Here is a 26,009-nt window from a genome sequence, read left to right as displayed (position 1 = left end):
GCCTCAGTCGCAGCTACCTCTGGTGACCGGCCGCGCGTCCCCATCGGACGCCTGTCGCCCGCTTTGCTCTGCTTACCTCCACGCAACACCGCACTGACCTGCGGATTTCCCGGCGGGACGGGCCCCAACCCCGGGCACCTCGGTGACCACCGGTAACTGTTGCCTCGGTGTAAGCAGAGCAAAGGCGCGATCCAGGGTGGTCGCGGCGGGTGATGGTCGGGGTGACGACCGATGGTGAGGCGGCGTCGGCCGCTCAGTCGGGCGGCCTTGGGCTGGCGTCAGGGCTTGGGCAGGTCGTCGGCTGCGGCGCTCAGCAGCTCCCACGCCTCGTCGACGTGCCGTTGCCCGGTCTGCGGTGAGCCGACCGCGAGCCGCAGCGTGTACCGGCCGCCCACCCGGGTGTGCGTCAGGTGCACCCGCCCGGTGCCGTTCACCCGGGCCAGCAACTCGGCGTTGGTGTCGTCGTCGGCGTGCAGCCGGAAGCAGACCAGCGAGAAGGGGTGCGCCGCGGCCAGCGCGAACCGGTCGTCGGCGCGGACCCGGTCGGCGAACCGGGCGGCCAGCGCCACCCCGGAGCGGATGTGCGCCCGCAGCCCCTCGGCGCCGTACCAGCGCAGCACGAAGAACAGCTTCAGGGCCCGGAACCGGCGGCCCAGCGGCACCTGCCAGTCCCGGTAGTCGATCACCGCGCCGGACTCGCTGGCCGCGTTGCGCAGGAACTCCGGCAGCACGGTCAGCGCCTCGACCAGTTCGCCGCGATCGGCCACCCAGAACGCGTCGCAGTCGAAGCCGGTGAGCAGCCACTTGTGCGGGTCGAAGCAGTACGAGTCGGCGTACTCCAGGCCGGTGTGCGACCAGCGCAGCTCCGGGCAGACGGCGGCGGCGCCCGCGTACGCGGCGTCCACGTGCAGCCAGATCCCGTACTCGGCGCAGATCTCCCCGATCTCCGGCAGCGGGTCGACGGCGGTGGTGGAGGTGGTGCCGATGGTGGCGACCACGATGGCGGGGACCTCCCCGGCGGCCAGGTCGGCCTCGATGGCGGCGCGCAGCGCGGCCGGCCGTAGCGCGTGGGTCTGCGGGTCCGCCTCGATCGGGCGGACCCCGTCGCTGCCCAGCCCGGCGATCCGCGCCGCCTTCTCGATGGAGGAGTGCCCGTGCACGGAGGTGTACGCGCGGTAGCGCCGGTCGATGCCGGCCTCGCGCCAGCGGCCCCGGCTGGCCCGGTGCAGGGCGGCCAGGGTGGCGACCAGCGTCGCCGAGGAGGCCGAGTCCTGGATCACCCCTCCGCCGGTGCCGGTCGAGCGGAACCTCTGCGGCAGGTCCAGCAACTGGGCCAGCCAGTCCATCATCACGGTCTCCAGCTCCGTGCAGGCCGGGCTGGAGGCCCACAGCATGCCCTGCACGCCGAGCCCGGAGCTGACCAGGTCGCCGAGCAGGCTCGGGCCGGAGGTGTTGGCCGGGAAGAAGCCGAAGAAGCCCGGGTGCTGCCAGTGGGTCAGCCCCGGTACGACGATCGCGTCCAGGTCGGCGAGGACCGCCTCGACCGGCTCGTTGGCGGTGGGCGGGGTGGGCGGCAGGGCGGCCGCCACCGTGCCGGGTGGGTCGGCCGGAGCGACCGGACGCTGCTCCAGGGTGGCCCAGTAGTCGGCGATCCAGTCGATGACGGCGTGGCCGGCGCGGCGGAACTCGTCGGGGTCCATGTGTGGGGCGCTCACCCGGACGAGTTGATCAGGCATCGACCGTCGGGGCAAGACTCGGGCGTGGCTCGGCGGTCGCCCATGTAGCCCTGGCGGTCCGGAGTGGGGTCGCCTAGGGTGGCAGGCACCGGGCCGCAGCCGCGGAATCCGCTCAGCTCCGGCCCGGTGCTCCACACCGCGGCATTCCCGACCCGTCCCGACCGGGAATGCCGTACCACCACCGGCACCAACGTTAGGCACCGTCCGGGTCGCCGGGGTGACGCTGACGTGAAGATCGTGTTTCACGCCTTCCGGTTCAGGCCGCCCGCCACCAGCTCGGCGATCAGCTCGTACGAGCGCACCCGGTCCCGCACGTCGTAGACCAGCGTGGTCAGCATCAGCTCGTCCGCGCCGGTGCGCTCCACCAGCTCGGTCAGCTGCCGGCGTACCGTCTCCGGCGAGCCCATCGCCTGACCGTCGCGGCGCTGCTCCACGAACTCCCGCTCGATCTCGGTGTACGGGTACGCCGCCGCCTCATCGGGCGTGGACAGCGGCTCGGGCCGGCCGGAGCGCAACTTGAGGAACGACAGCGCGCTCGGCCCGGCCAGCCACTCGGCCCGCTCGTCGGTCTCCGCGCACACCGCGTTGACCGCCACCATCGCGTACGGCTTGTCCAGCCACTGCGACGGCCGGAAGTTCTGCCGATACAGCGCCAGCGCCGGCAGGGTGTTCGCCGAGCTGAAGTGGTGCGCGAAGGAGAACGGTAGGCCGAGCAGGCCGGCCAGTTGCGCGCTGAAGCCGCTGGAGCCGAGCAACCAGACGGCCGGCTGCTCACCCCGCCCCGGGGTGGCGATGATCTGCCCGGGCCGCTCGCCGCTGAAGTAGTTCATCAGGTCGGCCAGCTCACGCGGGAACCCCTCCGCGGAGAGCCCCTCCATGGTGCGGCGCAACGCCAGCGCGGTAACCTGGTCGGTGCCCGGCGCGCGGCCGATGCCCAGGTCGATCCGGCCGGGGTGCAGCGCCTCCAGGGTGCCGAACTGCTCGGCCACCACCAGCGGCGCGTGGTTGGGCAGCATCACGCCGCCCGACCCGAGCCGGATCGTCGAGGTGTTCGCGGCCAGGTGGGCGAGCAGCACGGCGGGAGCGGAGCTGGCAATGGCCGGCATGTTGTGGTGCTCGGCCACCCAGAAGCGGTGATAGCCCAGCTCCTCGGTGCGCCGGGCCAGCTCGGTGGTGGCCTGCAACGCGGCGCCGGCGGTGGTGCCCTTGGCGACCGGAGCAAGATCAAGAACAGACAACGGTACGGTGATCACACGGATGGCCAACCCGTCAGCGGACGGATTTGTTCCGCTTGGCCGGCATTTTCCGGTCGCTGCTCAGCCCATCCCGCGGGCCTGCTCGAAGATCAGGCTGGTCTGGGTGTGCTGCACCACCGGATCCACGGCGAGGTGATCCAGCACGAAGTCGCGCAGCGCGTCCCCGGACGCGGCCCGCACGTGCAGCACGTAGTCCTCCGCGCCCGCGACGTGGAACACCGACACCACCCCGGGCAGCCGCACCGACCGGGACCGGAACGCGTCCACCGCCGCCCGCTCGTGCGCGGTCAGCCGCACCGACACCAGCGCCTGCAACGGCAGGCCGAGCGCGGCCGGGTCCACCTCGGCGTGGAAGCCGCGGATAGCGCCGCGCTCCCGCAGCGCCCGGGTACGGGTCAGGCAGGTCGACGGTGCCACCCCCACCCGCTCGGCGAGGGCGTTGTTCGGCAACCGACCGTCCGCGGCCAACTCGGTCAGGATCGCGCGGTCCACCGCGTCCAGCGCCGGATACGGCCGCACATCGTTCGGCTCAGGGAGCATCCCGCCATCCTCGTCCGAATCCGCCAACGAAGCTAGTGCCAGCGAGAGAATTATCTTCCATCCCATTGCCCCGCACTCGACGGATGTTCGACGCTACCGCCATGACGATGGTGGACACCCGGGCCGTGCACGCCGGCCGCGACGACCTGCGGGCGCTCGGCGTCCACGTACCGCCGATCGACCTGTCCACCACCAACCCGCTGCCCTCGGTGGACGACGGCGGGAACGCGTACGAGCAGCTCGCCACCGGCGGCCTCCTTCCCGCCGAGGGCAGCGCCGTCTACCAACGGCTGTGGAACCCGACGGTGGCCCGCTTCGAGACCGCCCTCGCCGAGCTGGAGGGCACCGCCCAGGCCGTCGCCTTCGCCAGCGGCATGGCCGCCCTCACCGCCACCCTGCTCGCCGCCACCCGGGACGGCCAGCGGCACATCGTCGCCGTCCGACCGCTGTACGGCGGCACCGACCATGTCCTCGCCACCGGGCTGCTCGGCACCACCGTCAGCTGGGCCTGTCCCGACGAGGTCGCCGCCGCCATCCGCCCGGACACCGCCCTGGTCATCGTCGAGACACCGGCCAACCCCACCCTCGACCTGGTCGACATCGCCGCTCTCGTCACCGCCGCCGGCGACGTCCCGCTGCTGGTCGACAACACCGTCGCCACCCCCGTCCTGCAACAGCCGGCCCGCCACGGCGCCGCACTCGTGCTGCACAGCGCCACCAAGAGCATCGGCGGGCACGGCGACGTCCTCGCCGGCGTCGTCGCCTGCGACGCGGACTGGGCCGTCCGGCTGCGCCAGGTCCGCGCGGTCACCGGAGCGATCCTGCACCCGCTCGGCGGCTACCTGCTGCACCGCGGCCTGCAGACCCTGCCGCTGCGCGTCCGCGCCCAGCAGGCCACCGCCGAGAAACTCGCCGGCTGGCTCGCCGACCACCCGGCCGTGCACCGCGTGCACCACCCGTCGGTGCACGACCCGGCGGCGCTGGTCGGCCGCCAGATGGCCGGCCCCGGCAGCCTGCTGGCCTTCGAGGTACACGGCGGCGCGCCCGCCGCGGCCGCCGTCGCCGGCGCCTGCCGGCTGATCACCCACGCGGTGTCCCTCGGCGGCGTGGACACGCTGATCCAGCACCCCGCCTCGCTCACCCACCGTCCGGTCGAGGGCGACGCGAAGCCCGCCGCCGGGTTGCTGCGCCTCTCGGTCGGGCTGGAGGACCCCGAGGACGTGCGGGCCGACCTCGCCCAGGCGCTCGCCATCCTCGGCTGACCGCCCGGCGGGCTCACCTCAGGTCGCGGTTTCCCAGCACCCGACGGGGTGAGCCCTCCCGGGCCACCCGCAGCATCGCCCGGCCGATCCCGTCGGTGGTGGTGACGTGGTTGGACAGCAGCCGGCGCAGCACCGGAAAGAGCGGGCGGGTGACCGCGTACCCGATCCGGTACGCGCGGGTCCTCGACACCGCCCCGTGGGTCGGCTGGATGAACCCGGGCCGCGCCGCGTAACCGTTGGGCAGCAGGTCGAGGACGGCGTTCTCGGTGCGGCCCTTGACCCGCGCCCACATCACCCGCCCCCGCTCCGTGGAGTCGGTGCCGACACCGGAGACGTAGATGAAGGTGGCGCTCGGGCTCACCTCGGCCAGCAGCCGCGCGGCGGCCAGCGGGTAGTCGTAGCTGATCCGGGTGTAGACGGCCTCGTCCAGGCCCAGCGACGACACGCCCAGGCAGTAGAAGCAGGCGTCCACGCCGGTCAGCTCGGCGCGCACCGCCTCCAGCTCGCCGACGTCGGCGACGGTGAGCTCGCGCAGCTTCGGGTGCCGCTGCCCGGTCGGCCGCCGGCCCACGGTCAGCACCTCCCGTACGTCCTCGGCGAGCAGGCACTCGCGCAGCACGCCCTGACCCACCATGCCGGTCGCGCCGAAGATCACCACGCGCATCAGTTCCCACCCCTGTCGTCAATCCCGTTATCCGGCCGGTCCGGCCCGGGGCGAGCCAGCCGCGCCACCGCGGCGGTCCCCGTAGTGCCGGGGGCTGGTCAGCCCTTCGAGCCCGGCGGTCGGTGTCCGCTCGGCCGAACCGACCACCAGCACAGCAGCTCGTCGGCAGGGTAACCGGCCGCTGGCCGGCCGGCCGGCTCGGCGACGGCGGTGGTCAGCCACCTTGCCGGGGCAACGACCGGCGGGCGGAAGGGTCAGAACTTCGGGCCGACGTGCCGGTCCAGCGCGGCGACGGCGTCACGCCGTGCCACCGACAGCGACCAGGGGAGGTTCATTCGCCAACGGATGTCAAGCAGGTCCAGCGCCTTGCCGCTGCTCTCCACCGAGACACAGCCGATCTTGGGAATGCGTTGCACCTTCGTGGCGAGCACGGCCCGCATGACGCTGTCGCATGCCTCGATCAGCCCCGGCCAGGCGTTGCTGCAGGTGATGCGGAGCACCGGCACCCGTGCCGAGGTGACCAGGTGTCCGTCGCCCAGATAGAGACCGAGCAGGTAGGCGTATGCCGGTTGATCTGTCGGATTGTCGACGCCCTCCCGGCAGCGGAAACAGCGCAGCGCCGTGACGTGGACGACGGGTTCGGGGCGGTCTCGGCACCAGTGCCAGACGGTGCGGTACGAGAGCCCGACGCTGCGGGCGACGTCGGCGATGCTGGCTCCCGACAGGTGGAGTCGCCGAGCGCGGGCGCGGATCTCCGGGGGATGCACGACGCCATCATCGAACGTGCGTACGACAGTCCTGGTGCCCCCGGTGGGATTCGAACCCACACTGTATGCAGTTTGAGTGCACTGTCTCTGCCATTGGACTACAGGGGCCTTCAGTTTCCCGGCCTGCATAGGTTACCCACTACGCTGAGGGCGGTGACACCCGGCTGGGCGGGTGTCGGGTTCTGACTGGTGGGGGTAGGGCTGGTGGCCGAGACGCCGACGGATGCCGAGCGCAGGCGCGTACTGATCGCCGAGGACGAGGCGCTGATCCGGCTGGACCTCGCCGAGATGCTGGTCGAAGAGGGCTACGAGGTGGTCGGCGAGGCCGGCGACGGCGAGACCGCTGTCCGCCTCGCCGAGGAGTTGAAGCCGGATCTGGTCATCCTCGACATCAAGATGCCGATCATGGATGGGCTGGCCGCCGCCGAGCGCATCGCCGGCGCCCGGATCGCCCCGGTGATCATCCTGACCGCGTTCAGTCAGCGTGACCTGGTGGAGCGGGCCCGGGCGGCGGGCGCGATGGCGTACCTGGTGAAGCCCTTCCAGAAGAGCGACCTGGTCCCGGCGGTGGAGATCGCGCTGTCGCGTTACTCGGAGGTCGCCGCGCTGGAGGCGGAGATCGCCGGCCTGACCGACCGCCTGGAGGTCCGGAAGACGGTGGAGCGCGCCAAGGGCGCGCTGATGACCACGTACGGGATGACCGAGCCGCAGGCGTTCAAGTGGATCCAGCGCACGGCGATGGACCACCGAATGACCATGAAGGAGGTCGCCGAGCGGATCCTCGCCGAGACCGCCGGCGGCGAAATGGCGCAGCCGAGCGTCTGACCGTTCGTCCGCCTCTGCCCGGGACCGGTCCGGGAACGCCGCGGATCGGGGACGCCGCGCGGCACCTGCGGGGAATAGCATCGACCCGTGTCCGTCCGCCGGGTGTTCGCCGTGTTCGCGCTCCTCGCGCTGCTGGTCTCCGGCTGTGACGGGCCCGCCGGGCCGAGTGGCGGTGCGGGGCCGTCGGCCGACGCCTCGCCGGCGCTCCGGCCGGGGTGGCAGCCGCTGACGTTGCCGGCACCGCCGGGTGGCGCGGGCCGACTGTTGCTCCGCGACGCGGCGGCCTGCGCGGGCCGCTGGTTCCTGGTCGGCGGGGTCGCCGACACCGCCGGCGGCACGCGTCCGGCGGCCTGGACCAGCGTGGACGGTGCGACCTGGACGGTGGTTCCGGTGCGCGCGGATTCCTTCTACGGCCGGCAGAACGTGCTCTTGTCGGTGGCCTGCCGGGACGGGAAGGCGGCGGTGATCGGCGCCAAGGTCGGCGGTGCGCACGGCTATCCGCGGGTGAGCACCTGGCGGCAGGGGGCCGACGGCGCGCTGGTCGAGGTGCAGGCGTCGTTCGAGACGTACGGCGGGCCGACGGCGGTGAACGTGTCCCGGTTGGTGGCCGGCGCGCCGGGTTGGCTGATCGTCGGCAACCGCTCGGCGGGCGCCGCCTCCTGGGTGTCGTCGCCGGCTGCGGCGGAGTTCGCGCTGGTGGAGGGCGCACCGGAGCTGGCGAGCGACGGGGCCGGGGTGACCTGGGCGTTCGACGCGGTGGCGGCGCCGCCGGGTTGGCTGGCGGTGGGTGGCCTGCTGCCGGCTGGTCGGATCGACCGGGATCCGGCGGTGTGGTCGTCGCCGGACGGGCGGTCGTGGCGGCGCACGGTGCTGCCGGGCGGTCCGGAGTACGAGGAGTTGCAGCGGGTGGCGCTGGTCGGTCCGGTGCCGGTGGCGGTCGGGCTGCGCGGGGCGACGTTCGGCGCGTGGCGGCAGGAGGCGGCGGGCTGGGTGGCCGGCGGGGCGTTCGGTCGACGGGCCGGGGCGGGGGTGCCGGGGGTGTCGTCGCTGGTCGCCGCCGGGGATCGGCTGGTCGCCGCCGTCACCGACGGGGTGCGGCACTCGGTGTGGGTCTCGGCCGACCGCGGTGGGTCGTGGCGGGAGGTCGCGATGCCGCTCGATGTGCCGTCGGGGGCCGATCGGGACGTGGCGCTGGTCGCGGTGGGTGACCGGTGGTGGTTGGCGGCGGACGACGGCTCGCGGCCCGGTCTGTGGTGGGCGGCCGCCCCGGGTGCCTGAGGGCCGGTGATCGCGCGTCTTCCGGGCGTCGGGTGGGCTGCGCCGGCCAGTTTTCGCAGGTCAGGGGGCCTTTCGTCCGGGGGGTGGTGGTCCGGGTCGGTGCGGGTGGGCTCCGACCGGCAGCGATATTAAGGACCGACCGACGGATTCACCTGTTACGGACATCGACAGGATTGCCCACGTCTTCGTAACGGTTTCGCAGACCCCCCGTTCAGGCCTTCCGGGAGGGTGTGCGGTGTCGGTACGCTCCGCCATCACGAGCCGTTACGCAGGGGGAGTCCCTGCGGGGTGGGTGGAACTGCGGGTCTGCTGCTGTCGCCGTCGCTTCGGGTCAGCCGCGTCCGCATCTGGAGGAGGTCGGAAAGCCGTGAGGCGAAGCTATGTACGGGCGCTGGGTACCGTTGCGCTCGCCGCGACCCTGGTGGTCGCGGCTGGTTGCCAGGATTCCGGTGGCGGCGATGGTGGGACCGCGTCCGGTGACTGCGGTGGCAAGATCGCGATCTTCGGCGCGTTCACGGGTGACAACGCGGGTCTGGTGATTCCGTCGCTGAACGGCGCGAAGCTCGCCGTGAAGCAGTTCAACGAGGCGAACCCGAACTGCAAGGTCACCATGCAGGAGTTCGACACCCAGGGTGACCCCGCGGTGGCGACCCCGTTCGCGAACCAGATCGCGGGTGACAACTCGTTCCTCGGTGTCATCGGTGGTCACTTCTCCGGTGAGTCGGACGCCACGATGCCGATCTACCAGGCCGCGGGCCTGGCGATGGTCGCCCCGTCGGCGACCCGGACGGACCTGACCGCGAAGGGCAACACGTCCTTCTACCGGGTCGTCGGCAACGACGGCACGCAGGCCGGCGCGGTGGCGAGCTACCTGAAGACGCAGAACGCGGCGAAGGTCTTCCTGATCGATGACGCCAGCGCGTACGGCGCGGGCATCACCGAGGAGCTGGGCAAGCAGCTCGGCCCGATCGTGGTGAACAAGGACAAGATCCAGGAGCGGCAGGCGCAGTTCGACGCCACCATCTCCAAGATCAAGGCCGCGCAGGCGGACTTCGTCTTCTACGGCGGCTACACCCGTGAGGCCGCTCCGCTCGTGAAGCAGATGCGTGCCGCCGGTGTCCAGGCCAAGTTCGTCGGCCCGGACGGTCTGTACGACCCGGCGTTCCCGGCGGGTGCCTCCGGCGGCGCCGAGGGCGCGATCATCACCTGCCCGTGCCTCCCGGCTGACAAGGCCGGCGGCACCTTCTCCGCCGACTACCAGAAGGAGTTCGGCATCGCGCCGGGCTCCTACGGTGCTGAGGGCTTCGACGCCGCCAAGATCTACCTGGACGCCTTCAAGGACGGCAAGAAGACCCGGGCGGACATCCTGGCGTACGTGAAGGCGTACGACAAGCAGGGCGTGTCGAAGTACATCAAGTTCGACGCCAAGGGTGACGTCGACCCGTCGAAGGTCGTCATCTGGGCCTACCAGATCAAGGGTACGGCGATCGAGCCGCTGCAGGAGCTCAAGCTCAGCTGACGGCCTAGGCAATGGAGTGCGGCCGGGGTGTCTCACCCCGGCCGCGCTCGATTCAAGGAGACCCCCGGTGCATTTCGATGAACTGATCGGCCATCTCGGCCAGCACACGGTCGACGGCCTTTCCAAGGGCGCCATCTACGCCCTGATCGCCCTTGGCTACACCCTCGTCTACGGCGTCCTTCGCCTGATCAACTTCGCGCACTCCGAGGTGTTCATGGTCGGTACCTTCGCGGTGCTGATCCTCTGGAACCAGCTCGGGGTGGAAAATAACCCCCCTATCGGCCAGGCGATCCTGTTCCTGGTGCTCGGTCTGGTCGTCGCGGCGGTCGCCTCGGGCGGTACGGCTCTGGCGCTTGAGCGGATCGCGTACCGGCCGTTGCGGCGTAAGAACGCGCCGCCGCTGATCTTCCTGATCACCGCGATCGGTCTGTCGCTGGTCTTCGTCGAGCTCTTCGGGCAGGTGCTGCCCAAGTTGCTCGGTGGCGTGTTGCCGGCGGCGTTCGGCCGCCCCCGGCAGATCGTCGGTATGCCGACGATCATCCAGCAGGAGACCTTGTTCACCATCGGCAACACGGCGATCACGAACATCCAGGTGATCGTCTTCGTCGCGGCCGTGGCGATGATGGCGCTGCTGGACTGGTTCATCAACCGCACCCGGTACGGCCGGGGCGTGCGGGCGGTGGCGCAGAACCCGGAGACCGCCGCGCTGATGGGTGTCAACCAGGAGCGCGTGATCATGCTGATCTTCGTGCTCGGCGGCATCATGGCCGGCGCCGCCGCTCTGTTGTGGAGCATGCGCTTCGGCTTCACCCAGAACAGCATCGGCTTCGTGCTCGGCCTCAAGGCGTTCACGGCGGCGGTCCTGGGCGGCATCGGTAACCTGCGCGGCGCGCTGCTGGGTGGCCTCTTCCTCGGCATCGTCGAGGTCTACGGCGCTACGCTCTTCGCGTCCAACTGGGAGGACGTCATCGCCTTCGTGGTGCTGATCGTGGTGCTGATGTTCCGGCCGACCGGTCTGTTGGGCGAGTCGCTCGGGAGGGCCCGCGCATGATCGACAAAATTCGCTCCGCTGATCGCCGCCGGGTGAGCGTGCTGACCTCGGTCGGCGACCGCTGGCGGGCGCTGACGAAGTGGCAGCAGGCCCTCGGGCTGGCCGCGTTCGTGGCGATCCTCTACTACCTGCCGCTGCTCGGTATTCCGGGCCTGACCTGGTTGCGTACCGACTCGATCCAGGGCGGTAACAACTGGGCGGGTGTGCTCTTCGTCTGCGCGATCTACGTGCTGGTCGCGATCGGCCTGAACGTGGTGGTCGGTCTCGCCGGCCTGCTCGACCTGGGCTACATCGGCTTCTTCGCCATCGGGGCGTACAGCGTGGCGCTGTTCGGTTCGGTGAACTCGCCGGTGGTGAAGTGGATCCAGCAGGAGTTCGACCTGCCGTCGACCTGGGCGGTGACCTGGGCGATCTGCCTGTTCATCGCGATCGTGCTGACGATGATCTCCGGGGTGCTGCTGGGCTGGCCGACACTGCGGCTGCGCGGTGACTACCTGGCCATCGTGACGCTGGGCTTCGGCGAGATCATCCGGATCGTGGCCCGCAACGCCACCGGGGTGACCAACGGCCCGGTGGGCATCTCCGCCATCCCCGGTCCGGAGGGTGCGCCGTCGGCGGACAACAAGTACTTCGGCCTGATCGACGCGAAGCCCTGGTACTGGTTGGCCATCACCTTCGTGCTGATCATGGTGTTCCTGGTCCGCCGGCTGGAGCACAGCCGGGTCGGCCGGGCGTGGCTGGCCGTGCGGGAGGACGAGGACGCCGCCGCGGTGATGGGCGTGTACCCGTTCAAGTTCAAGCTCTGGGCGTTCGCCATCGGCGCGGCGCTCGGCGGCCTGTCGGGCTTCCTGTTCGGCAGCCGGAACGCGTTCATCGATCCGACCCAGTTCAACGCGAACCTGTCCATCCTCTTCGTCGCCATGGTGGTGGTCGGCGGCTCCGGCAACATGATCGGCGTCTCGCTCGGCGCGGTGCTGCTGGCGTACCTGCCGGAGCGGTTCCGCGACTTCGCCGACTACCGCTGGTTGGTCTTCGGTCTGGCCATGGTGCTGGTGATGATCCTGCGTCCGCAGGGCCTCGTCCCGAGCCGGCGCCGTGCCCGCGAGTTGAAGGACCGCGCGGCGGAGGCAGAGGAGGTACCCGCTCGTGTCTGACCAGACCACCAGCACCGCAACGCCGAAGATCCCGACTCAGGCAGGACCGCGGCCGGTACTGCTCGAAGTCGATGACGTCACGCTCCGCTTCGGCGGCGTGGTCGCTCTCGACAAGATCAATTTCCAGATCTACGAGGGCGAGATCCTCGGCCTCATCGGGCCGAACGGTGCCGGCAAGACCACCAGCTTCAACGTGATGACCGGGGTGTACAAGCCGACGTCCGGGGCCGTCCGGTTCCGGGGCCAGAAGGTGACCGGTCGCAAGCCGCACCAGATCAGCCAGCTCGGCATCTCCCGGACGTTCCAGAACATCCGTCTCTTCCCGGAGATGACGGCGCTGGAGAACGTCATGGTCGGCACGGACTCCCGGCACAAGACGAGCGTGCCCGGGGCGCTGTTCCGGCTCTACCGGGTGCGGCCGAAGCCGGAGGAGCTGCCGCAGGTCACCGCCGAGTCCGGGATCGTCCGGACCTGGCAGCAGGTGCGCCTGTCGGCCGCGAAGATCTTCGGTCTGTCCCGGCACATCCTGGAGGAGCGGGCCGCCGAGGCGAAGGCGCTGGAGCTGCTCCGTTTCGTCGGGATCGCCGACCGGGCCAACGACGAGGCGCGCAACCTGCCGTACGGCTACCAGCGTCGGTTGGAGATCGCCCGGGCGCTGGCCACCGAGCCGAAACTGATCTGCCTGGACGAGCCGGCCGCCGGCTTCAACCCGGCGGAGAAGGAGGAACTCCTCGCCCTGATCCGCAGGATCCGTGACATGGGCCTGACCGTCCTGCTCATCGAGCACGACATGCGGCTGGTCATGGGTGTCACCGACCGGATCGTGGTGCTGGAGTTCGGCCGCAAGATCGCCGAGGGTGCGCCCGCGGAGGTCAGTCGCGATCCGAAGGTGATCGCCGCGTACCTGGGGGAGCCCGCCGATGACGCTGCTTGAGCTTGAGAACGTCGCCGTTGCCTACGGCCGGATCGAGGCGCTGCACGGGATCAGCCTCACCGTGAACGAGGGTGAGGTGGTGGCCCTGATCGGCGCGAACGGCGCCGGTAAGACCACCACGATGCGGGCCATCTCCGGTACCCGGTCGCTCGCCAGCGGCAAGATCACGTTCAACGGCGAGGACATCAGCAAGCTCCGTGCCGACCTGCGGGTGGTCCGGGGGCTGTGTCAGTCGCCGGAGGGCCGGCAGATCTTCCCGGGTATGACGGTGATGGAGAACCTGGACATGGGGGCGTACACCCGGCGGGACTCCGCCGGCATCGCCGCCGACCTGGAACGGGTGCTGACCCTCTTTCCGCGGCTCGCCGAGCGGCGCAAGCAGGCCGGCGGCACGCTCTCCGGCGGCGAGCAGCAGATGCTCGCGGTCGGCCGGGCGCTGATGAGCCGGCCGAAGCTGCTGCTGCTCGACGAGCCGTCGATGGGTCTGGCCCCGCTGGTGATCCGGCAGATCTTCGACATCATCACCGAGATCAACGAGCAGGGCACCACCATCCTGCTGGTGGAGCAGAACGCCCAGCAGGCGCTCTCCCGGGCGCACCGCGGCTACGTGCTGGAGACCGGCCAGATCGTGAAGGAGGGGTCCGGTCAGGACCTGCTGCACGACCCGTCGGTCAAGGAGGCGTACCTCGGCGTGGCCTGAGCCATCCCTCCGGCGGCCGGCCATCCCTCGCGGGGTGGCCGGCCGCCGGCGTTCGGGCGCGGTTGTCCGTTGCGGCGTCGGACGCGCGGTGCCGCCGCCCGGGGATGTCGGTGCGACGGACTAGAGTCGCTGCCGTGACAGCTACGACGCCGCGCCTGCTCCTCGTCGACGGACACTCCCTGGCATACCGGGCGTTCTTCGCCCTGCCGGTGGAAAACTTCTCCACCACGACGGGCCAGCCCACCAATGCGGTCTACGGCTTCACCTCAATGCTGATCAACGTGCTGCGCGACGAGCAGCCCACCCACATCGTCGTCGCCTTCGACGTCTCCCGCCGCTCCTTCCGCACCGAGAAGTACGCGGAGTACAAGGCCGGCCGCAGCGAGACCCCGACCGACTTCAAGGGTCAGGTCAGCCTGGTCAAGGAGGTCCTGGCCGCGCTGCGCATCCCGGTGGTGGAGATGGAGGGCTACGAGGCCGACGACGTCATCGCCACGCTCGCCTGCCAGGCCCGCGACCAGGGCATGTCGGTGCTGATCAGCACCGGCGACCGGGACGCGTTCCAGTTGGTCGGCGACCAGGTCACCGTGCTCTACCCACGCAAGGGCGTCTCCGACCTGGCCCGGATGGACCCGGCGGCGATCGAGGCGAAGTACGGCGTCGGGCCGCAGCGCTACCGCGACCTGGCCGCGCTGGTCGGCGAGACCAGCGACAACCTGCCGGGCGTTCCGGGCGTCGGCCCGAAGACCGCCGCCAAGTGGATCACCACCTACGGCGGGGTGGAGGGCGTGATCGCCCGTGCCGACGAGATCAAGGGCAAGGCCGGCGACAGCCTGCGCGAGCGGCTCGCCGACGTCATCCGCAACTACGAGATCAACTGTCTGGTCTCCGACCTCGAGCTGCCGCTGCGCCCCGAGGACACCCGGTGGGCCGGCTGGGACCGGGAGGCGGTGCACCAGGTCTTCGACACCCTGGAGTTCCGCATCCTGCGCGACCGGCTCTACCAGTACCTGGAGGCGGTCGAGCCGGAGGCCGAGTCCGGCTTCGACCTCACCGGCGAGGTGCTCACCGCGCCGGGCGCGCTGACCGGGTGGCTGACCACGCACGCGCCGACCGGCACCCCGGTCGGGCTGGCGGTCAAGCTCGACACCGGCCCCAACCAGCGGCACACCGCCTCCGTCGCCGGCCTGGCGCTGGCCACCGCCGGCGGGGCGGCGGCCTGGGTCGACCCGGCGGGGCTCGACCCGGCCGACGAGGGCGCGCTGGCCGGCTGGCTGGCCGACGCCCAGCGGCCCAAGGTGCTGCACGACAGCAAGCCGGCCGTGCTGGCCTGCGCCGCGCACGGCTGGGAGCTGGCCGGCATCATCCGGGACACCCAGATCGCCGCGTACCTGGCCCGCCCCGACCAGCGGTCCTACGACCTGACCGACCTGGCGCTGCGCTACCTGCACCGTGAGCTGCGGGTGGACGTGCCGGAGACCGGCCAGCTCACGCTCGACGGGCTCGGCGACGAGGGTGTGGCCGAGCAGAACCTGATGCTCCAGGCCCGCGCCACCCTCGACCTGGCCGACGCGATCGACGCCGAGCTGTCCCGCGACGGTGAGCAGTCCGCGCGGCTGATGGCCGGGGTGGAGCTTCCGCTGATGCGGGTGCTGGCCGGCATGGAGCGCACCGGCATCGCGGCCGACACGCACTACCTGTCCGAGCTGGAGGCGCACTTCGCCGCCGAGGTGAAGGCCGCCGCGCAGGGCGCGTACGAGGCGGTGGGCCGGGAGTTCAACCTCGGCTCGCCCAAGCAGCTGCAGGAGATCCTCTTCACCGAGCTGGGCCTGCCCAAGACCAAGAAGATCAAGACGGGTTACACCACCGACGCCGACGCCCTGCAGTGGCTCTACGCGCAGAACCCGCACCCGGTGCTGGCCCACCTGCTGCGCCACCGCGACGTGGCCAAGCTCAAGTCGACCGTCGACGGCCTGCTCAAGTCGGTCTCCGACGACGGGCGCATCCACACCACCTTCAACCAGACGGTCGCGGCCACCGGTCGGCTCTCCTCCACCGAGCCCAACCTGCAGAACATCCCGATCCGCACCGAGGAAGGCCGGCGGATCCGTCGGGCCTTCGTGGTGGGCGAGGGCTACGAGTGCCTGCTGACGGCCGACTACAGCCAGATCGAGATGCGCATCATGGCGCACCTGTCCTCGGACGACGCGCTGATCGAGGCGTTCAACTCCGGCGCCGATTTCCACGCCGCCACCGCCTCGTCGGTCTTCGGGGTGCCGGTCGACGAGGTCACCCCGGACCAGCGCCGCAAGATCAAGGCGATGAACTACGGCCTGGCGTACGGCCTCAGCGCGTTCGGCCTGTCCCAGCAGCTCAGCATCGGCACCGAAGAGGCGCGCGGACTGATGGAGAACTACTTCGCCGGTTTCGGTGGGGTGCGTGACTACCTGCACCAGGTGGTCGCCCGGGCCCGTCAGGACGGCTACACCTCGACCATTCTGGGCCGCCGCCGCTACCTGCCCGACCTGGGCAGTGACAATCGGCAGCGCCGCGACATCGCCGAACGGATGGCGCTCAACGCCCCGATCCAGGGCTCGGCGGCCGACATCATCAAGCTGGCGATGCTGCACGTCGACACCGCGCTGGGCGACGCCGGGCTGCGCTCCCGGATGCTGCTGCAGGTGCACGACGAGCTGGTGTTCGAGGTCGCGCCGGGCGAGCGCGAGGCACTGGAGACGCTGGTCCGGCGGGAGATGGGCGAGGCGTACCCGCTGTCGGTGCCGCTGGAGGTGTCGGTCGGCGAAGGCCGGGACTGGAACAGCGCCGACCACTGACGCTGTGGTCGGCGCTGTCGGCGCTCTGCTCGCGGTGGTGGGTCAGCGGCCAGGCCCCCGGCGTTCCTTCGGCGGCGTGCCGTGCCGGTCGAGGGCGCGGCGCGACGGGCCGCCCGGGGGCGGCAGCGGGCCCTTGAGGGGGTCGTGGCCCCAGTTCATCAGCGACCAGCGCCACTTGGTGTTGCGGACGTCGCCGGAGGGGCGCTGGGCCATGTGCCGGCGTACGTAGCCGACCACCTTGCGCATGTGCTTGTAGTCGCCCTCGGACAGGTCACCGCGCTTGCGTCGCAACAGGTCGATGATCTTTCGACCGGATTCGTGCCCGACCGACTCACCGCCACCGGAGCGGCCGCCCTTGTGCCAGCCGACCTGCTTCGACTCGTCGGTCTCCAGCCACGTCGACAGCTCGCGGGGCTTCATGTTCACCGCGTCGGCGAACTCCCGGTAGGTGTCGCCGCCGTCGTCACCCCTGCTCACGGCGCAGCACCTCCGGCCGGTGGGCGACGTCGCGGCCCGAGTCGTCGTTGCGGATCCGGTACTGCGGCTCGTCCTCCGTCGCGTTCACGGCGTGCCCGCGTACGTGGGTCCGATCGGTCAGCTTCTCCTTGACGACGCCGTGCGCCCGGCCGCTGTGACTGGCCCAGGAGACGTGGTCGCCCTCGCGGAATTCCCTCTGCTCGGCCATACGCCCTGGCTACCCGGCGCCGCCAGGGCGAAACGGCCTGCCGAGGCGGCCGACTACGGCGTGATCTCGGCGATCGGCAGCTTGATCTCGAACGGCTCGGTCAACTCGATCACGTCGGTGCCGTCGGCGACCAACTCGTACTGCCGCTCACCGCCCGGCCCTACCCGGTCGCCGATCCGGTACGCGTACACGTGCACCGGATCCTGTTCGATGCGCCAGTAGAAGGGGATGCCGGCGGCGGCGTACTCGCCGGGCTTGGCGAACCGGTCGATCCGTCGGGTGCCCGGCGAGACGATCTCCACGGCGAGGACGACATCCGCCGGCCGCAGCATGGACCGATCGGACGGCACCTCGGCGCGGCGCAACAGGACATCCGGCTGTCGGCTGGTGTTGAAGCTGAGCCCGACACCAACGGCTTGGGCGACCCGAAGGTCACCGGGCGCGTGCTGCAGCAGCCAGTGGGCGAGGAGCAGGGAGATGTCCTGATGGCCCAGCGTGGGGGAGGGTGTCACCTGGATGACTCCATCGACGAGTTCGACGCGGGGGGCGTCATCCGGCAGATTGAGCAGATCCTCGACCGTGTAGTCGGCGCGCTGCTGCCGCATCGGGTCCGGACACCAGGGGCCAGGTGGTGTCGGAATGGCCTCCGCGCTCATGGGGCGAGCCTACCGCCGGTCGATGGGGTGGGGTCGCACCGCGCATGCGATGCCGTCATTCGGCCTTCTCCGTGACGAAGATGGCGGTGCCGGGGAAGAGCCGCCCGCGCAGCGGGCTCCACTGCCCCCAGATCCCCTCGTGCCCCGCCGGCCACTCCGGCTCCACCAGGTCCAGCAGCCGGAACCCGGCCCCGACCAGTTCCCGGATCCGGTCGCCGAGGGTCCGGTGCTGCTCGACGTACGTGGCCACGCCGGATTCGTCCTGCTCCACGTACGGGGACCGGTCGAAGTACGAGTGCACGGCGGTCAGCCCGCCCTCGCCCGGGTCGTCGAGGAAGATCCAGCGCATCGGGTGGGTCACCGAGAAGACCCACCGGCCTCCGGGGCGCAGCACCCGGTGCACCTCGGCGAGCAGGGCCGCCGAGTCGTCCACGAACGGGATCGCGCCGAACGCGGTGCAGGCGAGGTCGAACGACTCGTCGGCGAACGGCAGGGCGAGCGCGTCGGCCTGCACCAGCGGTACGCGTACCCCGGTGCGGTCGGCGGCGTCCGCGGCGTGGCGCAACATGCCGGCGGACAGGTCGAAGGCGACCGGCCGGGCGCCCTGGGTGGCGAGCCAGCGGGCGGCGGCCGCGGCGCCGCAGCCCACCTCCAGCACCCGGCGCCCGGGCAGGTCGCCGAGCAGCCGGGCGTCGGCCTCGCGCAGGCCCTCCGGGCACCAGACGAAGTCCACTTCGCCGAGGAACGCCCCGTGCTCGGCCTGGTAGTCGTCGGCGTCGGTGTCCCACCAGCCGCGGTTGGCCCGCCGGACCTCGGCGTCACCGACCCGGCGCCGGGTCACCCGGCTGTCGTCATCCACGCGCTCACGCTAGGCCCCGCGGCGGCTCTCGCGGGCGGTGGGCCGAGCCGACCCGCCGGCGCGTTCCCCGGCGCCGGCCGCGTCCCCCGCCCGGTGGTGCTGGGGAGGCGGGTGTGACGTGGGAGACAGCAGGGGTGGTTTCTGGGCGATTGTTCGGCTTTCGCAGGTCATCGCACGGCGAGGAGTCGGGAGGGCTTGCACGCTGTGGTAATGCGCACGGTAGGCTAGACGATGCGCTCGCGGATCGTGTGCCTCGGCAGGGAGACGGTGCGCGGTCGACGGAGCCACATCATGATCTCACTTGGCGATCGTTCGGTGTGCCCGGCGACGGATCCGCTGGCGCGAACAGGTCACCGCGACACCAGCCTGCTGTGACAACCCATCCGACCGGAGCAACCGCCCACATGACGAGCAGCATCGAGGCCCCCTCGAGCGCCACCCGGGTCACCCACGACGATCTCGGTTCCGAGGAGGCTTTCCTCGCCGCGATCGACGAGACCATCAAGTACTTCAACGACGGCGACATTGTCGAAGGCACCGTCGTCAAGGTCGATCGGGACGAGGTCCTGCTCGACATCGGCTACAAGACCGAGGGTGTCATCCCCTCTCGGGAGTTGTCGATCAAGCACGACGTGGACCCCGCCGAGGTTGTGACGGTTGGTGACCACATCGAGGCCCTGGTCCTCCAGAAGGAGGACAAGGAGGGTCGTCTGATCCTCTCCAAGAAGCGGGCGCAGTACGAGCGGGCCTGGGGCACGATCGAGAAGATCAAGGACGAGGACGGTGTCGTCCGCGGCTCGGTCATCGAGGTGGTCAAGGGCGGCCTCATCCTCGACATCGGGCTGCGCGGCTTCCTGCCCGCGTCCCTGGTCGAGATGCGGCGCGTGCGCGACCTGCAGCCGTACGTCGGGCGGGAGCTCGAGGCCAAGATCATCGAGCTGGACAAGAACCGCAACAACGTGGTTCTGTCCCGCCGGGCCTGGCTGGAGCAGACGCAGTCCGAGGTGCGCACCGAGTTCCTCAACAAGCTGCAGAAGGGCCAGGTCCGCAAGGGCGTCGTGTCCTCGATCGTCAACTTCGGCGCGTTCGTGGACCTCGGCGGTGTCGACGGTCTGGTGCACGTCTCCGAGCTGTCCTGGAAGCACATCGACCACCCGTCCGAGGTCGTCGAGGTGGGCCAGGAGGTCGAGGTCGAGGTCCTGGACGTCGACCTGGACCGCGAGCGGGTCTCGCTGTCGCTGAAGGCGACGCAGGAGGACCCGTGGCGGCAGTTCGCCCGCACCCACGCGATCCAGCAGATCGTGCCGGGTAAGGTCACCAAGCTGGTGCCGTTCGGTGCGTTCGTCCGGGTGGACGACGGCATCGAGGGCCTGGTCCACATCTCCGAGCTGGCCGAGCGCCACGTGGAGATCCCGGAGCAGGTCGTCCAGGTCGGCTCCGAGGTCATGGTCAAGGTCATCGACATCGACCTGGAGCGCCGCCGGATCTCGCTGTCGCTCAAGCAGGCCAACGAGGGCTTCGTCGAGGGCGAGGAGCACTTCGACCCGACCCTCTACGGCATGGCCGCGACGTACGACGCCGAGGGCAACTACATCTACCCGGAGGGCTTCGACCCGGAGACGGGCGAGTGGCTCGAGGGGTACGACAAGCAGCGCGAGACCTGGGAGAACCAGTACGCCGAGGCCCGTCAGCGCTGGGAGGCCCACACCAAGCAGGTGCAGACCTCCCGGGCTGCCGACGCCGAGGCCGCTGCCAACCCGACTCCGGCCGTCCCGGCCGCTGGCGGCGGCACCACCTCCTCGACCAGCCCGGCCCCGAGCCGGCAGGCCGAGGAGCCGGCCGGCACCCTGGCCACCGACGAGGCGCTCGCCGCACTGCGGGAGAAGCTCGCCGGCGGTAAGTGACCCGCTGAACGACGAAGGGCCCCGTCCCCGCGATCTTCGGATCGTCGGGGGCGGGGCCCTCGCCGTACCCCCGACAGACTGTCCGCCGTCACGTCCGCGCCGGCACGCGGCCCGCCGGCGCCGCGCGCTGGCACGCCGGGCTCGCAGCCGCCCGCCGCCACCCGCGGTGCGGGTGAGTTTGGCGGCGGGGTACGTGATCCGGTTGACTGGTTCGGTGCTGAGGGTGGGATTGACCGGCGGGATCGGGTCCGGCAAGAGCGCGGTGGCCGCGCGGCTGGTCGAGCGGGGTGCCGTGCTCATCGACGCCGACCGGGTGGCGCGGGAGGTCGTCGCGCCGGGCACCGAGGGGCTGGCCGAGATCGTCGCCGCCTTCTCCGAGCGGGTGCTCGACGCCGAGGGCGCTCTGGACCGTGCCGCACTGGGCGCGGTGGTGTTCGCCGACGAGGCCGCCCGCCGCCGGCTGGAGGCGATCACCCATCCCCGGGTCCGGGCCCGCACCGCCGCGCTGGTCGCCTCGGCGGCGCCCGACGCGATCGTCGTCAACGACGTGCCGCTGCTGGTGGAGGTGGGTCTCGCGCCCACGTACCACCTGGTGGTCGTGGTGCAGACGGCCGTGCCGACGCGACTGGAACGGCTGGCGCGGGACCGGGGGATGGATCGCGCGGAGGCCGAGCGGCGGATCGCCGCGCAGGCCGACGACGGCCGTCGCCGCGCGGTGGCCGACGTGGTGCTGACCAACGACGGAAGCCTTGAGGCGCTGCACGCTCAGGTCGACGCGCTCTGGCGGCAGCGGCTGGTGCCCTACGAGCACAACGTGCGTGAGCGGCGGGTGGTCCGGCCGGGCCGGGTCGACCGGGCCGAGGCCGACCCGTCCTGGCCCGAGCAGTACGCCCGGTTGGCCGCCCGGATCCGGCACGCGCTGGCCCCGGCCGACCTGCGGATCGACCACGTCGGCCCGACCGCGGTGCCCGGTCTCGCGGCCGAGGACGTGATCGACGTGCAGGTGGCCGTGCCCAGCCTCGCCGACGCCGACGGGACGCTGACCGACCGGTTGGCGAACGCCGGGTTCCCGCGGGTGCCCGGGCAGTGGTGGGACGATCCGCGGCCGGCCGGCAGCGGCCGGTGGGAGAAGCGGTTGCACGGCAGCGCCGACCCGGCCCGCCCGGTGCGTCTGCACGTGCGGGTGACCGGATCGCCCGGCTGGCGGTACGCGCTGCTGATGCGCGACCACCTGCGCGCCGATCCGGACCACCGGGCCGCGTACCTGCTGGTCAAGCGGGAGTTGGTCGACGCGGCGCCGCTCGTCAGCGGGTCCGGTACGGCCCGTGACCCGTGGTTCGACGAGGAGTACCTGCGGGCCGAGCAGTGGGCCGCGCAGACCGGCTGGCGGCCCTGAGCGCCAGGGTCGCTCAGGTGGTGGCCGCCGGGCGGGGCGCCGGGGGCAGCCGGGGCACCGAGGCGGGGTTGAGGTCGAGCTGCGCCCAGGCGCCGGGGGCGGTGTGCAGCTCCAGCCGGCGCAGCGACCCGTTCCGGTCGATCCAGTAGCGCAGCCGCCCGTCCGCCGTCCGCAGCTCGACGACGTCGACGGTCCGGCCGGCGGCGACGTCCTCGCGTACCCGCACGGCCGCGCCGCGCTGCCCGGCCGACCCGGCGGCCAGCGCTGCGCCCACCAGCCGGCTCAGGTCGTCGCTGCCGGACCGGGTGGACCGCCACGCCCCGGCGGGGGGCGGCAGTGGCGGCCGGCCCGGCGTCTCGGCGGCGCCGCCGCCACCGGCCGTGGCCGGCACGTCCGCCCGGGCCAGGCCGGCGGTGTCCCGTCGCAGCAGGGTCCGGCGATCCGGTACGCCGAGGTCGGCCACCGCCACGTACGCGGTACGGGCGGTCCAGCTCACCCAGCCGGCACCCCGCAGGTTGGTGTCCGTGCCCACCGGGGCGGTCAGCGTCAGCGCGGCCCCGCCCTGGGCGCGCAGCCGGGCCGGTAGCCGGCTCAGCCGGTCCTGCTCGGCGTCGGTCAGCGCACGGGGCAGCCCGGGCCGGCCGCCGAGCGCGTCCACCGGGCGCAGCGTCGGCCGGTCCGCCCGGTTGAGGATCACCGTGACCGGGCCGACGCCGGGCAGTTGGGCGACCAGCTTGTGCAACCTGCTGTCCCGGTCGAGCCAGTAGCGGGGTTGCCCGTCCCGGTCGCCACCGGTCGGCGTGCTGCCCGGCGCCGGGGTGCCGGCGGGCGCGGCTCCGCCGGGCAGCGGCGCCTGGAGGACGTCCACCGGGCCGGCGGCCACCGTCTCCCGGGCCATCCAGCGGGCACCGCCGTCGCGCAGCGCCTGGGCCGGGTCGGGGCGGTCGGCGGCGAGGCCGAGGAGCAGGTCGAGCACCGGTGCCAGGCCCGACCCAGGTGCCAGGTGGCGCAGGCGCCAGCGGTCCGCCGGCGGCACCAGTGGCGGCGCGGCGGGGGTGGGCACCGCGGACGGGTCCGGCCGGATCACCAGCACCGGGCCGGCGCTCTGCAACAGGCCCCGCTCGGCGCCCGCGCCCGGCCCGCCCACGTCGAGGTAGAGCAGCGGCCGGGACCAGTCCACCCAGCCCACGAGTTCGGTACGGGCGGCGCCGGTGCCGGCCGTGACGCGGACCCCGGCGCGCAGGTCCCGCAGGTTGGTGACCCGCATCGCGGCCAGCCGCTCGCCCTCCGCGATGGTCAGCGGCCGGACCGGCTCGGGCGGGTCGGGCGCCCAGCTCAGCAACCCGATCACCAGCGCGGTCGCGGACGTGACGGCGGTCAGGCCGAGCAGCAGCAGGACCGTACGACGGCGGCGGTTGGCCTTTACCGGGCCGGCGGTGTCGGCGGCGCCGGTGTCGGCGGTGTCGGCGGGCCGGGGCGCGCTGCCGTTGTCGCGAGTGGGGTTCGGAGAGGTGTCCACGGATGTGAAACGGGCGGGGCGGCGCCGGGGTGACGAGCGGCGGTGCTGGCGTCGGAGTGGCGAGCAGGGGCGCTCGCGGCGGCCGGTCTGCGCCTCGAGCGCGACCACAAGGGTGCGCACGCCGGACGCGCCGGGTGCTGCGACCGCTGTGCCGGGGGTGGCCGGCCGTGATGACGGCCTGGGCCACCGGCCCGGTCGGCCGCCGCGAGCGGCCTACGACGAGAGCCTAGCGTCGGTGACATGTGCCACACAATGGGAATATTGAAGCTGATCACGTACCCGCCGTGACGGCCGTTCCTGTCGGACCTCCGGCGTACCGTTGAGGTCATGGCGCTCGACATTCCCCGGCTCGACAGCCGCTTCCAGGTCGTCAGTGAATTCCAGCCGGCCGGCGACCAGCCCGCCGCCATCGACGACCTTGAGCGTCGGGTCCGGCGCGGCGACCGCAACACGGTGCTGCTCGGCGCGACCGGCACCGGCAAGAGCGCCACCACCGCGTGGCTGATCGAGCGGCTGCAGCGCCCGACCCTGGTGCTCGCCCCGAACAAGACGCTCTGCGCGCAGCTCGCCAAGGAGTTCAGCGAGCTGCTGCCGCACAACGCGGTCGAATACTTCGTCTCGTACTACGACTACTACCAGCCCGAGGCGTACATCCCGCAGACCGACACCTACATCGAGAAGGACTCCTCGATCAACGAGGAGGTCGAGCGGCTGCGGCACTCGGCGACCATGTCGCTGCTCACCCGCCGCGACGTGATCGTGGTGGCGACCGTGTCGGCGATCTACGGCCTGGGCACCCCGGAGGAGTACCTCGACCGGGCGGTCCGGGTCGAGGTGGGCCAGGAGCTCGACCGCGACAAGCTGCTGCGCCGGCTGGTCGACATTCAGTACACCCGCAACGACATGGCCTTCAACCGGGGCACCTTCCGGGTCCGCGGCGACACGCTGGAGATCATCCCGGCGTACGAGGAGCTGGCGGTCCGCATCGAGCTGTTCGGCGACGAGGTGGAGAAGCTCTACTACCTCAACCCGTTGACCGGTGACGTGGTCCGTGAGGTCGACCAGTTGGTGATCTTCCCGGCCACGCACTACGCGGCCGGCCCGGAGCGGATGGAGCGGGCCATCCGCGACATCGAGGTGGAGCTGGCCGAGCGGCTGGCCGAGCTGGAGCGGCAGGGCAAGCTGCTGGAGGCCCAGCGGCTGCGGATGCGCACCACCTACGACATCGAGATGATGCGGCAGGTGGGCTTCTGCTCCGGCATCGAGAACTACTCGATGCACATGGACGGGCGGCTGCCCGGCAGCCCGCCGCACTGCCTGCTCGACTACTTCCCGGACGACTTCCTCACCGTCGTCGACGAGTCGCACGTGACGATCCCGCAGATCGGCGGCATGTACGAGGGCGACGCCTCGCGCAAGCGGATGCTCATCGACCACGGCTTCCGGCTGCCCAGCGCGGCCGACAACCGGCCGCTGCGCTTCGACGAGTTCCTGGAGCGGGTCGGCCAGATGGTCTACCTGTCGGCGACCCCGGGCCCGTGGGAGCTGGAGCAGGCTCAGGGTGAGTTCGTCGAGCAGGTCATCCGCCCCACCGGGCTGATCGACCCGGAGGTCGTGATCAAGCCGACCAAGGGCCAGATCGACGACCTGATGCATGAGATCAAGCTGCGTACCGAGCGGGACGAGCGGGTGCTGGTCACCACGCTGACCAAGAAGATGGCCGAGGACCTGTCGGACTACCTGCTGGAGAACGGCATCCGGGTGCGCTACCTGCACTCGGAGGTCGACACGCTGCGCCGGGTGGAGCTGCTGCGCGAGCTGCGCAAGGGCGAGTACGACGTGCTGGTCGGCATCAACCTGCTCCGCGAGGGTCTGGACCTGCCCGAGGTGTCGCTGGTGGCGATCCTCGACGCCGACAAGGAGGGCTTCCTGCGCAGCGGCCGGTCGCTGATCCAGACCATCGGCCGGGCCGCGCGTAACGTCTCCGGCCAGGTGCACATGTACGCCGACAAGATCACCCCGTCGATGGCGGACGCGATCGACGAGACCGATCGGCGCCGGGCCAAGCAGATCGCGCACAACGAGGCGCACGGGATCAGCCCGGAGCCCCTGCGCAAGAAGATCCACGACATCCTGGACGACATCTACCGCGAGGCGGAGGACACCGAGAACTCCCGGGTCGGCGGCGCGGTACGCCAGCTCTCCCGGGGCAAGGCGCCGGTCAAGGAGACCCGCAGCCGGAGTCGGGCCGCCGCCACCACCCCGTCACGCGAGGGGATGGCCCGCGCCGACCTCGCCCAGCTGATCCAGGAGCTCAACGACCAGATGCTGGCCGCCGCGCGCGAGCTGCAGTTCGAGCTGGCGGCCCGGATCCGCGACGAGGTCGCCGACCTGAAGAAGGAGCTGCGCGGCATGGACGCCGCCGGCGTGAAGTGACGACCACCCCCGGTGGCCGCGCCCCGCGCACCCT

22 protein-coding genes and 1 tRNA gene are annotated in these 26,009 nt (G+C 71.6%); 12 read left to right on the top strand and 11 right to left on the bottom strand.

What is annotated here, in order from left to right; translation table 11 throughout:
- Positions 1-278: 278 nt before the first annotated feature.
- The 3 genes from AB0K07_RS16105 to AB0K07_RS16095 form a co-directional block, all read right to left on the bottom strand.
- Positions 279-1,715 (bottom strand): pyridoxal-dependent decarboxylase, encoded by a 1,437-nt coding sequence (locus tag AB0K07_RS16105; protein ID WP_363755712.1) that lies wholly within the window; start codon positions 1,713-1,715, stop codon positions 279-281.
- 263 nt (positions 1,716-1,978) lie between these two features.
- Positions 1,979-3,001: an LLM class flavin-dependent oxidoreductase gene (locus tag AB0K07_RS16100; protein WP_363755710.1), complete on the bottom strand. Its 1,023-nt coding sequence runs from the start codon at positions 2,999-3,001 to the stop codon at positions 1,979-1,981.
- Positions 3,002-3,052: 51 nt separating this feature from the next.
- Positions 3,053-3,532, bottom strand: coding sequence for an Lrp/AsnC family transcriptional regulator (locus tag AB0K07_RS16095; RefSeq protein ID WP_363755708.1), 480 nt, complete (start codon positions 3,530-3,532; stop codon positions 3,053-3,055).
- An 83-nt stretch (positions 3,533-3,615) separates the two neighbouring features.
- Here AB0K07_RS16095 and AB0K07_RS16090 point away from each other — a divergent pair, with 83 nt between their 5' ends.
- On the top strand, positions 3,616-4,794 hold the full coding sequence (locus AB0K07_RS16090) for an aminotransferase class I/II-fold pyridoxal phosphate-dependent enzyme (RefSeq protein ID WP_363755706.1): 1,179 nt from the start codon (positions 3,616-3,618) through the stop codon (positions 4,792-4,794).
- A 13-nt stretch (positions 4,795-4,807) separates the two neighbouring features.
- Here the strand turns inward: AB0K07_RS16090 and AB0K07_RS16085 are convergent, their stop codons facing one another.
- From AB0K07_RS16085 to AB0K07_RS16075, 3 genes are all read right to left on the bottom strand, one after another.
- The gene (locus AB0K07_RS16085) at positions 4,808-5,458 is read right to left on the bottom strand and encodes an NAD-dependent epimerase/dehydratase family protein (RefSeq protein WP_363755704.1); all 651 of its coding nucleotides are present in this window, start codon (positions 5,456-5,458) and stop codon (positions 4,808-4,810) included.
- A 254-nt stretch (positions 5,459-5,712) separates the two neighbouring features.
- Positions 5,713-6,225: a helix-turn-helix domain-containing protein gene (locus AB0K07_RS16080; protein ID WP_363755702.1), complete on the bottom strand. Its 513-nt coding sequence runs from the start codon at positions 6,223-6,225 to the stop codon at positions 5,713-5,715.
- A 32-nt stretch (positions 6,226-6,257) separates the two neighbouring features.
- Positions 6,258-6,333 (bottom strand) — tRNA-Leu (locus AB0K07_RS16075).
- A gap of 96 nt (positions 6,334-6,429) precedes the next feature.
- On the opposite strand from AB0K07_RS16075, the gene AB0K07_RS16070 reads away from it, so the two are divergent.
- The 8 genes from AB0K07_RS16070 (at position 6,430) to polA (ending at position 16,520) form a co-directional block, all read left to right on the top strand.
- The gene (locus AB0K07_RS16070; protein WP_363756605.1) at positions 6,430-7,050 is read left to right on the top strand and encodes a response regulator; all 621 of its coding nucleotides are present in this window, start codon (positions 6,430-6,432) and stop codon (positions 7,048-7,050) included.
- A gap of 87 nt (positions 7,051-7,137) precedes the next feature.
- Complete coding sequence (locus AB0K07_RS16065) at positions 7,138-8,328, top strand: hypothetical protein (protein WP_363755700.1); 1,191 nt, start codon at positions 7,138-7,140, stop codon at positions 8,326-8,328.
- Between the two features lie 367 nt (positions 8,329-8,695).
- The gene (locus AB0K07_RS16060) at positions 8,696-9,847 is read left to right on the top strand and encodes a branched-chain amino acid ABC transporter substrate-binding protein (protein WP_363755698.1); all 1,152 of its coding nucleotides are present in this window, start codon (positions 8,696-8,698) and stop codon (positions 9,845-9,847) included.
- A 67-nt stretch (positions 9,848-9,914) separates the two neighbouring features.
- Positions 9,915-10,898, top strand: coding sequence for a branched-chain amino acid ABC transporter permease (locus AB0K07_RS16055; protein ID WP_363755696.1), 984 nt, complete (start codon positions 9,915-9,917; stop codon positions 10,896-10,898).
- Positions 10,895-12,052 carry a branched-chain amino acid ABC transporter permease gene (locus AB0K07_RS16050; protein WP_363755694.1) on the top strand — a complete coding sequence of 386 codons (1,158 nt, stop codon included), beginning with the start codon at positions 10,895-10,897 and terminating at the stop codon, positions 12,050-12,052. Before AB0K07_RS16055 ends, AB0K07_RS16050 begins: the two co-directional genes overlap by 4 nt.
- 28 nt (positions 12,053-12,080) lie before the next feature.
- Positions 12,081-12,986 carry an ABC transporter ATP-binding protein gene (locus AB0K07_RS16045; RefSeq protein ID WP_363756603.1) on the top strand — a complete coding sequence of 302 codons (906 nt, stop codon included), beginning with the start codon at positions 12,081-12,083 and terminating at the stop codon, positions 12,984-12,986.
- The gene (locus AB0K07_RS16040; RefSeq protein WP_363755692.1) at positions 12,973-13,686 is read left to right on the top strand and encodes an ABC transporter ATP-binding protein; all 714 of its coding nucleotides are present in this window, start codon (positions 12,973-12,975) and stop codon (positions 13,684-13,686) included. Before AB0K07_RS16045 ends, AB0K07_RS16040 begins: the two co-directional genes overlap by 14 nt.
- Positions 13,687-13,820: 134 nt before the next feature.
- Complete coding sequence (gene polA / locus AB0K07_RS16035; RefSeq protein ID WP_363755690.1) at positions 13,821-16,520, top strand: DNA polymerase I; 2,700 nt, start codon at positions 13,821-13,823, stop codon at positions 16,518-16,520.
- Between the two features lie 42 nt (positions 16,521-16,562).
- Here polA and AB0K07_RS16030 read toward each other — a convergent pair whose 3' ends face one another.
- From AB0K07_RS16030 to AB0K07_RS16015, 4 genes are read right to left on the bottom strand one after another with little or no spacing between them, the layout of a single operon-like run.
- Positions 16,563-16,997 carry a DUF3140 domain-containing protein gene (locus AB0K07_RS16030; RefSeq protein ID WP_363755688.1) on the bottom strand — a complete coding sequence of 145 codons (435 nt, stop codon included), beginning with the start codon at positions 16,995-16,997 and terminating at the stop codon, positions 16,563-16,565.
- The gene (locus AB0K07_RS16025) at positions 16,984-17,205 is read right to left on the bottom strand and encodes a DUF2945 domain-containing protein (RefSeq protein ID WP_363755686.1); all 222 of its coding nucleotides are present in this window, start codon (positions 17,203-17,205) and stop codon (positions 16,984-16,986) included. The genes AB0K07_RS16030 and AB0K07_RS16025 overlap by 14 nt, the downstream gene beginning before the upstream one ends.
- A gap of 53 nt (positions 17,206-17,258) precedes the next feature.
- Entirely contained in the window at positions 17,259-17,861 is a 603-nt protein-coding gene (locus tag AB0K07_RS16020; RefSeq protein ID WP_363755684.1) for a Uma2 family endonuclease, read from the bottom strand.
- Between the two features lie 55 nt (positions 17,862-17,916).
- Positions 17,917-18,720 (bottom strand): class I SAM-dependent methyltransferase, encoded by an 804-nt coding sequence (locus AB0K07_RS16015; RefSeq protein WP_363755682.1) that lies wholly within the window; start codon positions 18,718-18,720, stop codon positions 17,917-17,919.
- A gap of 404 nt (positions 18,721-19,124) precedes the next feature.
- Between AB0K07_RS16015 and rpsA the strand changes: the two genes are divergently transcribed.
- Together rpsA and coaE are read left to right on the top strand one after the other, a co-directional pair.
- Complete coding sequence (gene rpsA, locus AB0K07_RS16010) at positions 19,125-20,624, top strand: 30S ribosomal protein S1 (RefSeq protein ID WP_363755680.1); 1,500 nt, start codon at positions 19,125-19,127, stop codon at positions 20,622-20,624.
- A gap of 214 nt (positions 20,625-20,838) precedes the next feature.
- Positions 20,839-22,020 (top strand): dephospho-CoA kinase, encoded by a 1,182-nt coding sequence (gene coaE / locus AB0K07_RS16005; protein WP_363755678.1) that lies wholly within the window; start codon positions 20,839-20,841, stop codon positions 22,018-22,020.
- 13 nt (positions 22,021-22,033) lie between these two features.
- Here coaE and AB0K07_RS16000 read toward each other — a convergent pair whose 3' ends face one another.
- Positions 22,034-23,539 carry a hypothetical protein gene (locus AB0K07_RS16000; RefSeq protein WP_363755676.1) on the bottom strand — a complete coding sequence of 502 codons (1,506 nt, stop codon included), beginning with the start codon at positions 23,537-23,539 and terminating at the stop codon, positions 22,034-22,036.
- A gap of 327 nt (positions 23,540-23,866) precedes the next feature.
- Between AB0K07_RS16000 and uvrB the strand changes: the two genes are divergently transcribed.
- Positions 23,867-25,975, top strand: a complete 2,109-nt coding sequence (gene uvrB, locus AB0K07_RS15995; protein ID WP_363755674.1) for an excinuclease ABC subunit UvrB — start codon at positions 23,867-23,869, stop codon at positions 25,973-25,975.
- Positions 25,976-26,009: the final 34 nt, after the last annotated feature.

This window comes from Micromonospora sp. NPDC049301 (assembly GCF_040678715.1).
Classification (GTDB): Bacteria; Actinomycetota; Actinomycetes; order Mycobacteriales; family Micromonosporaceae; genus Micromonospora.
This window is presented reverse-complemented; position numbering and strand designations above follow the sequence as displayed.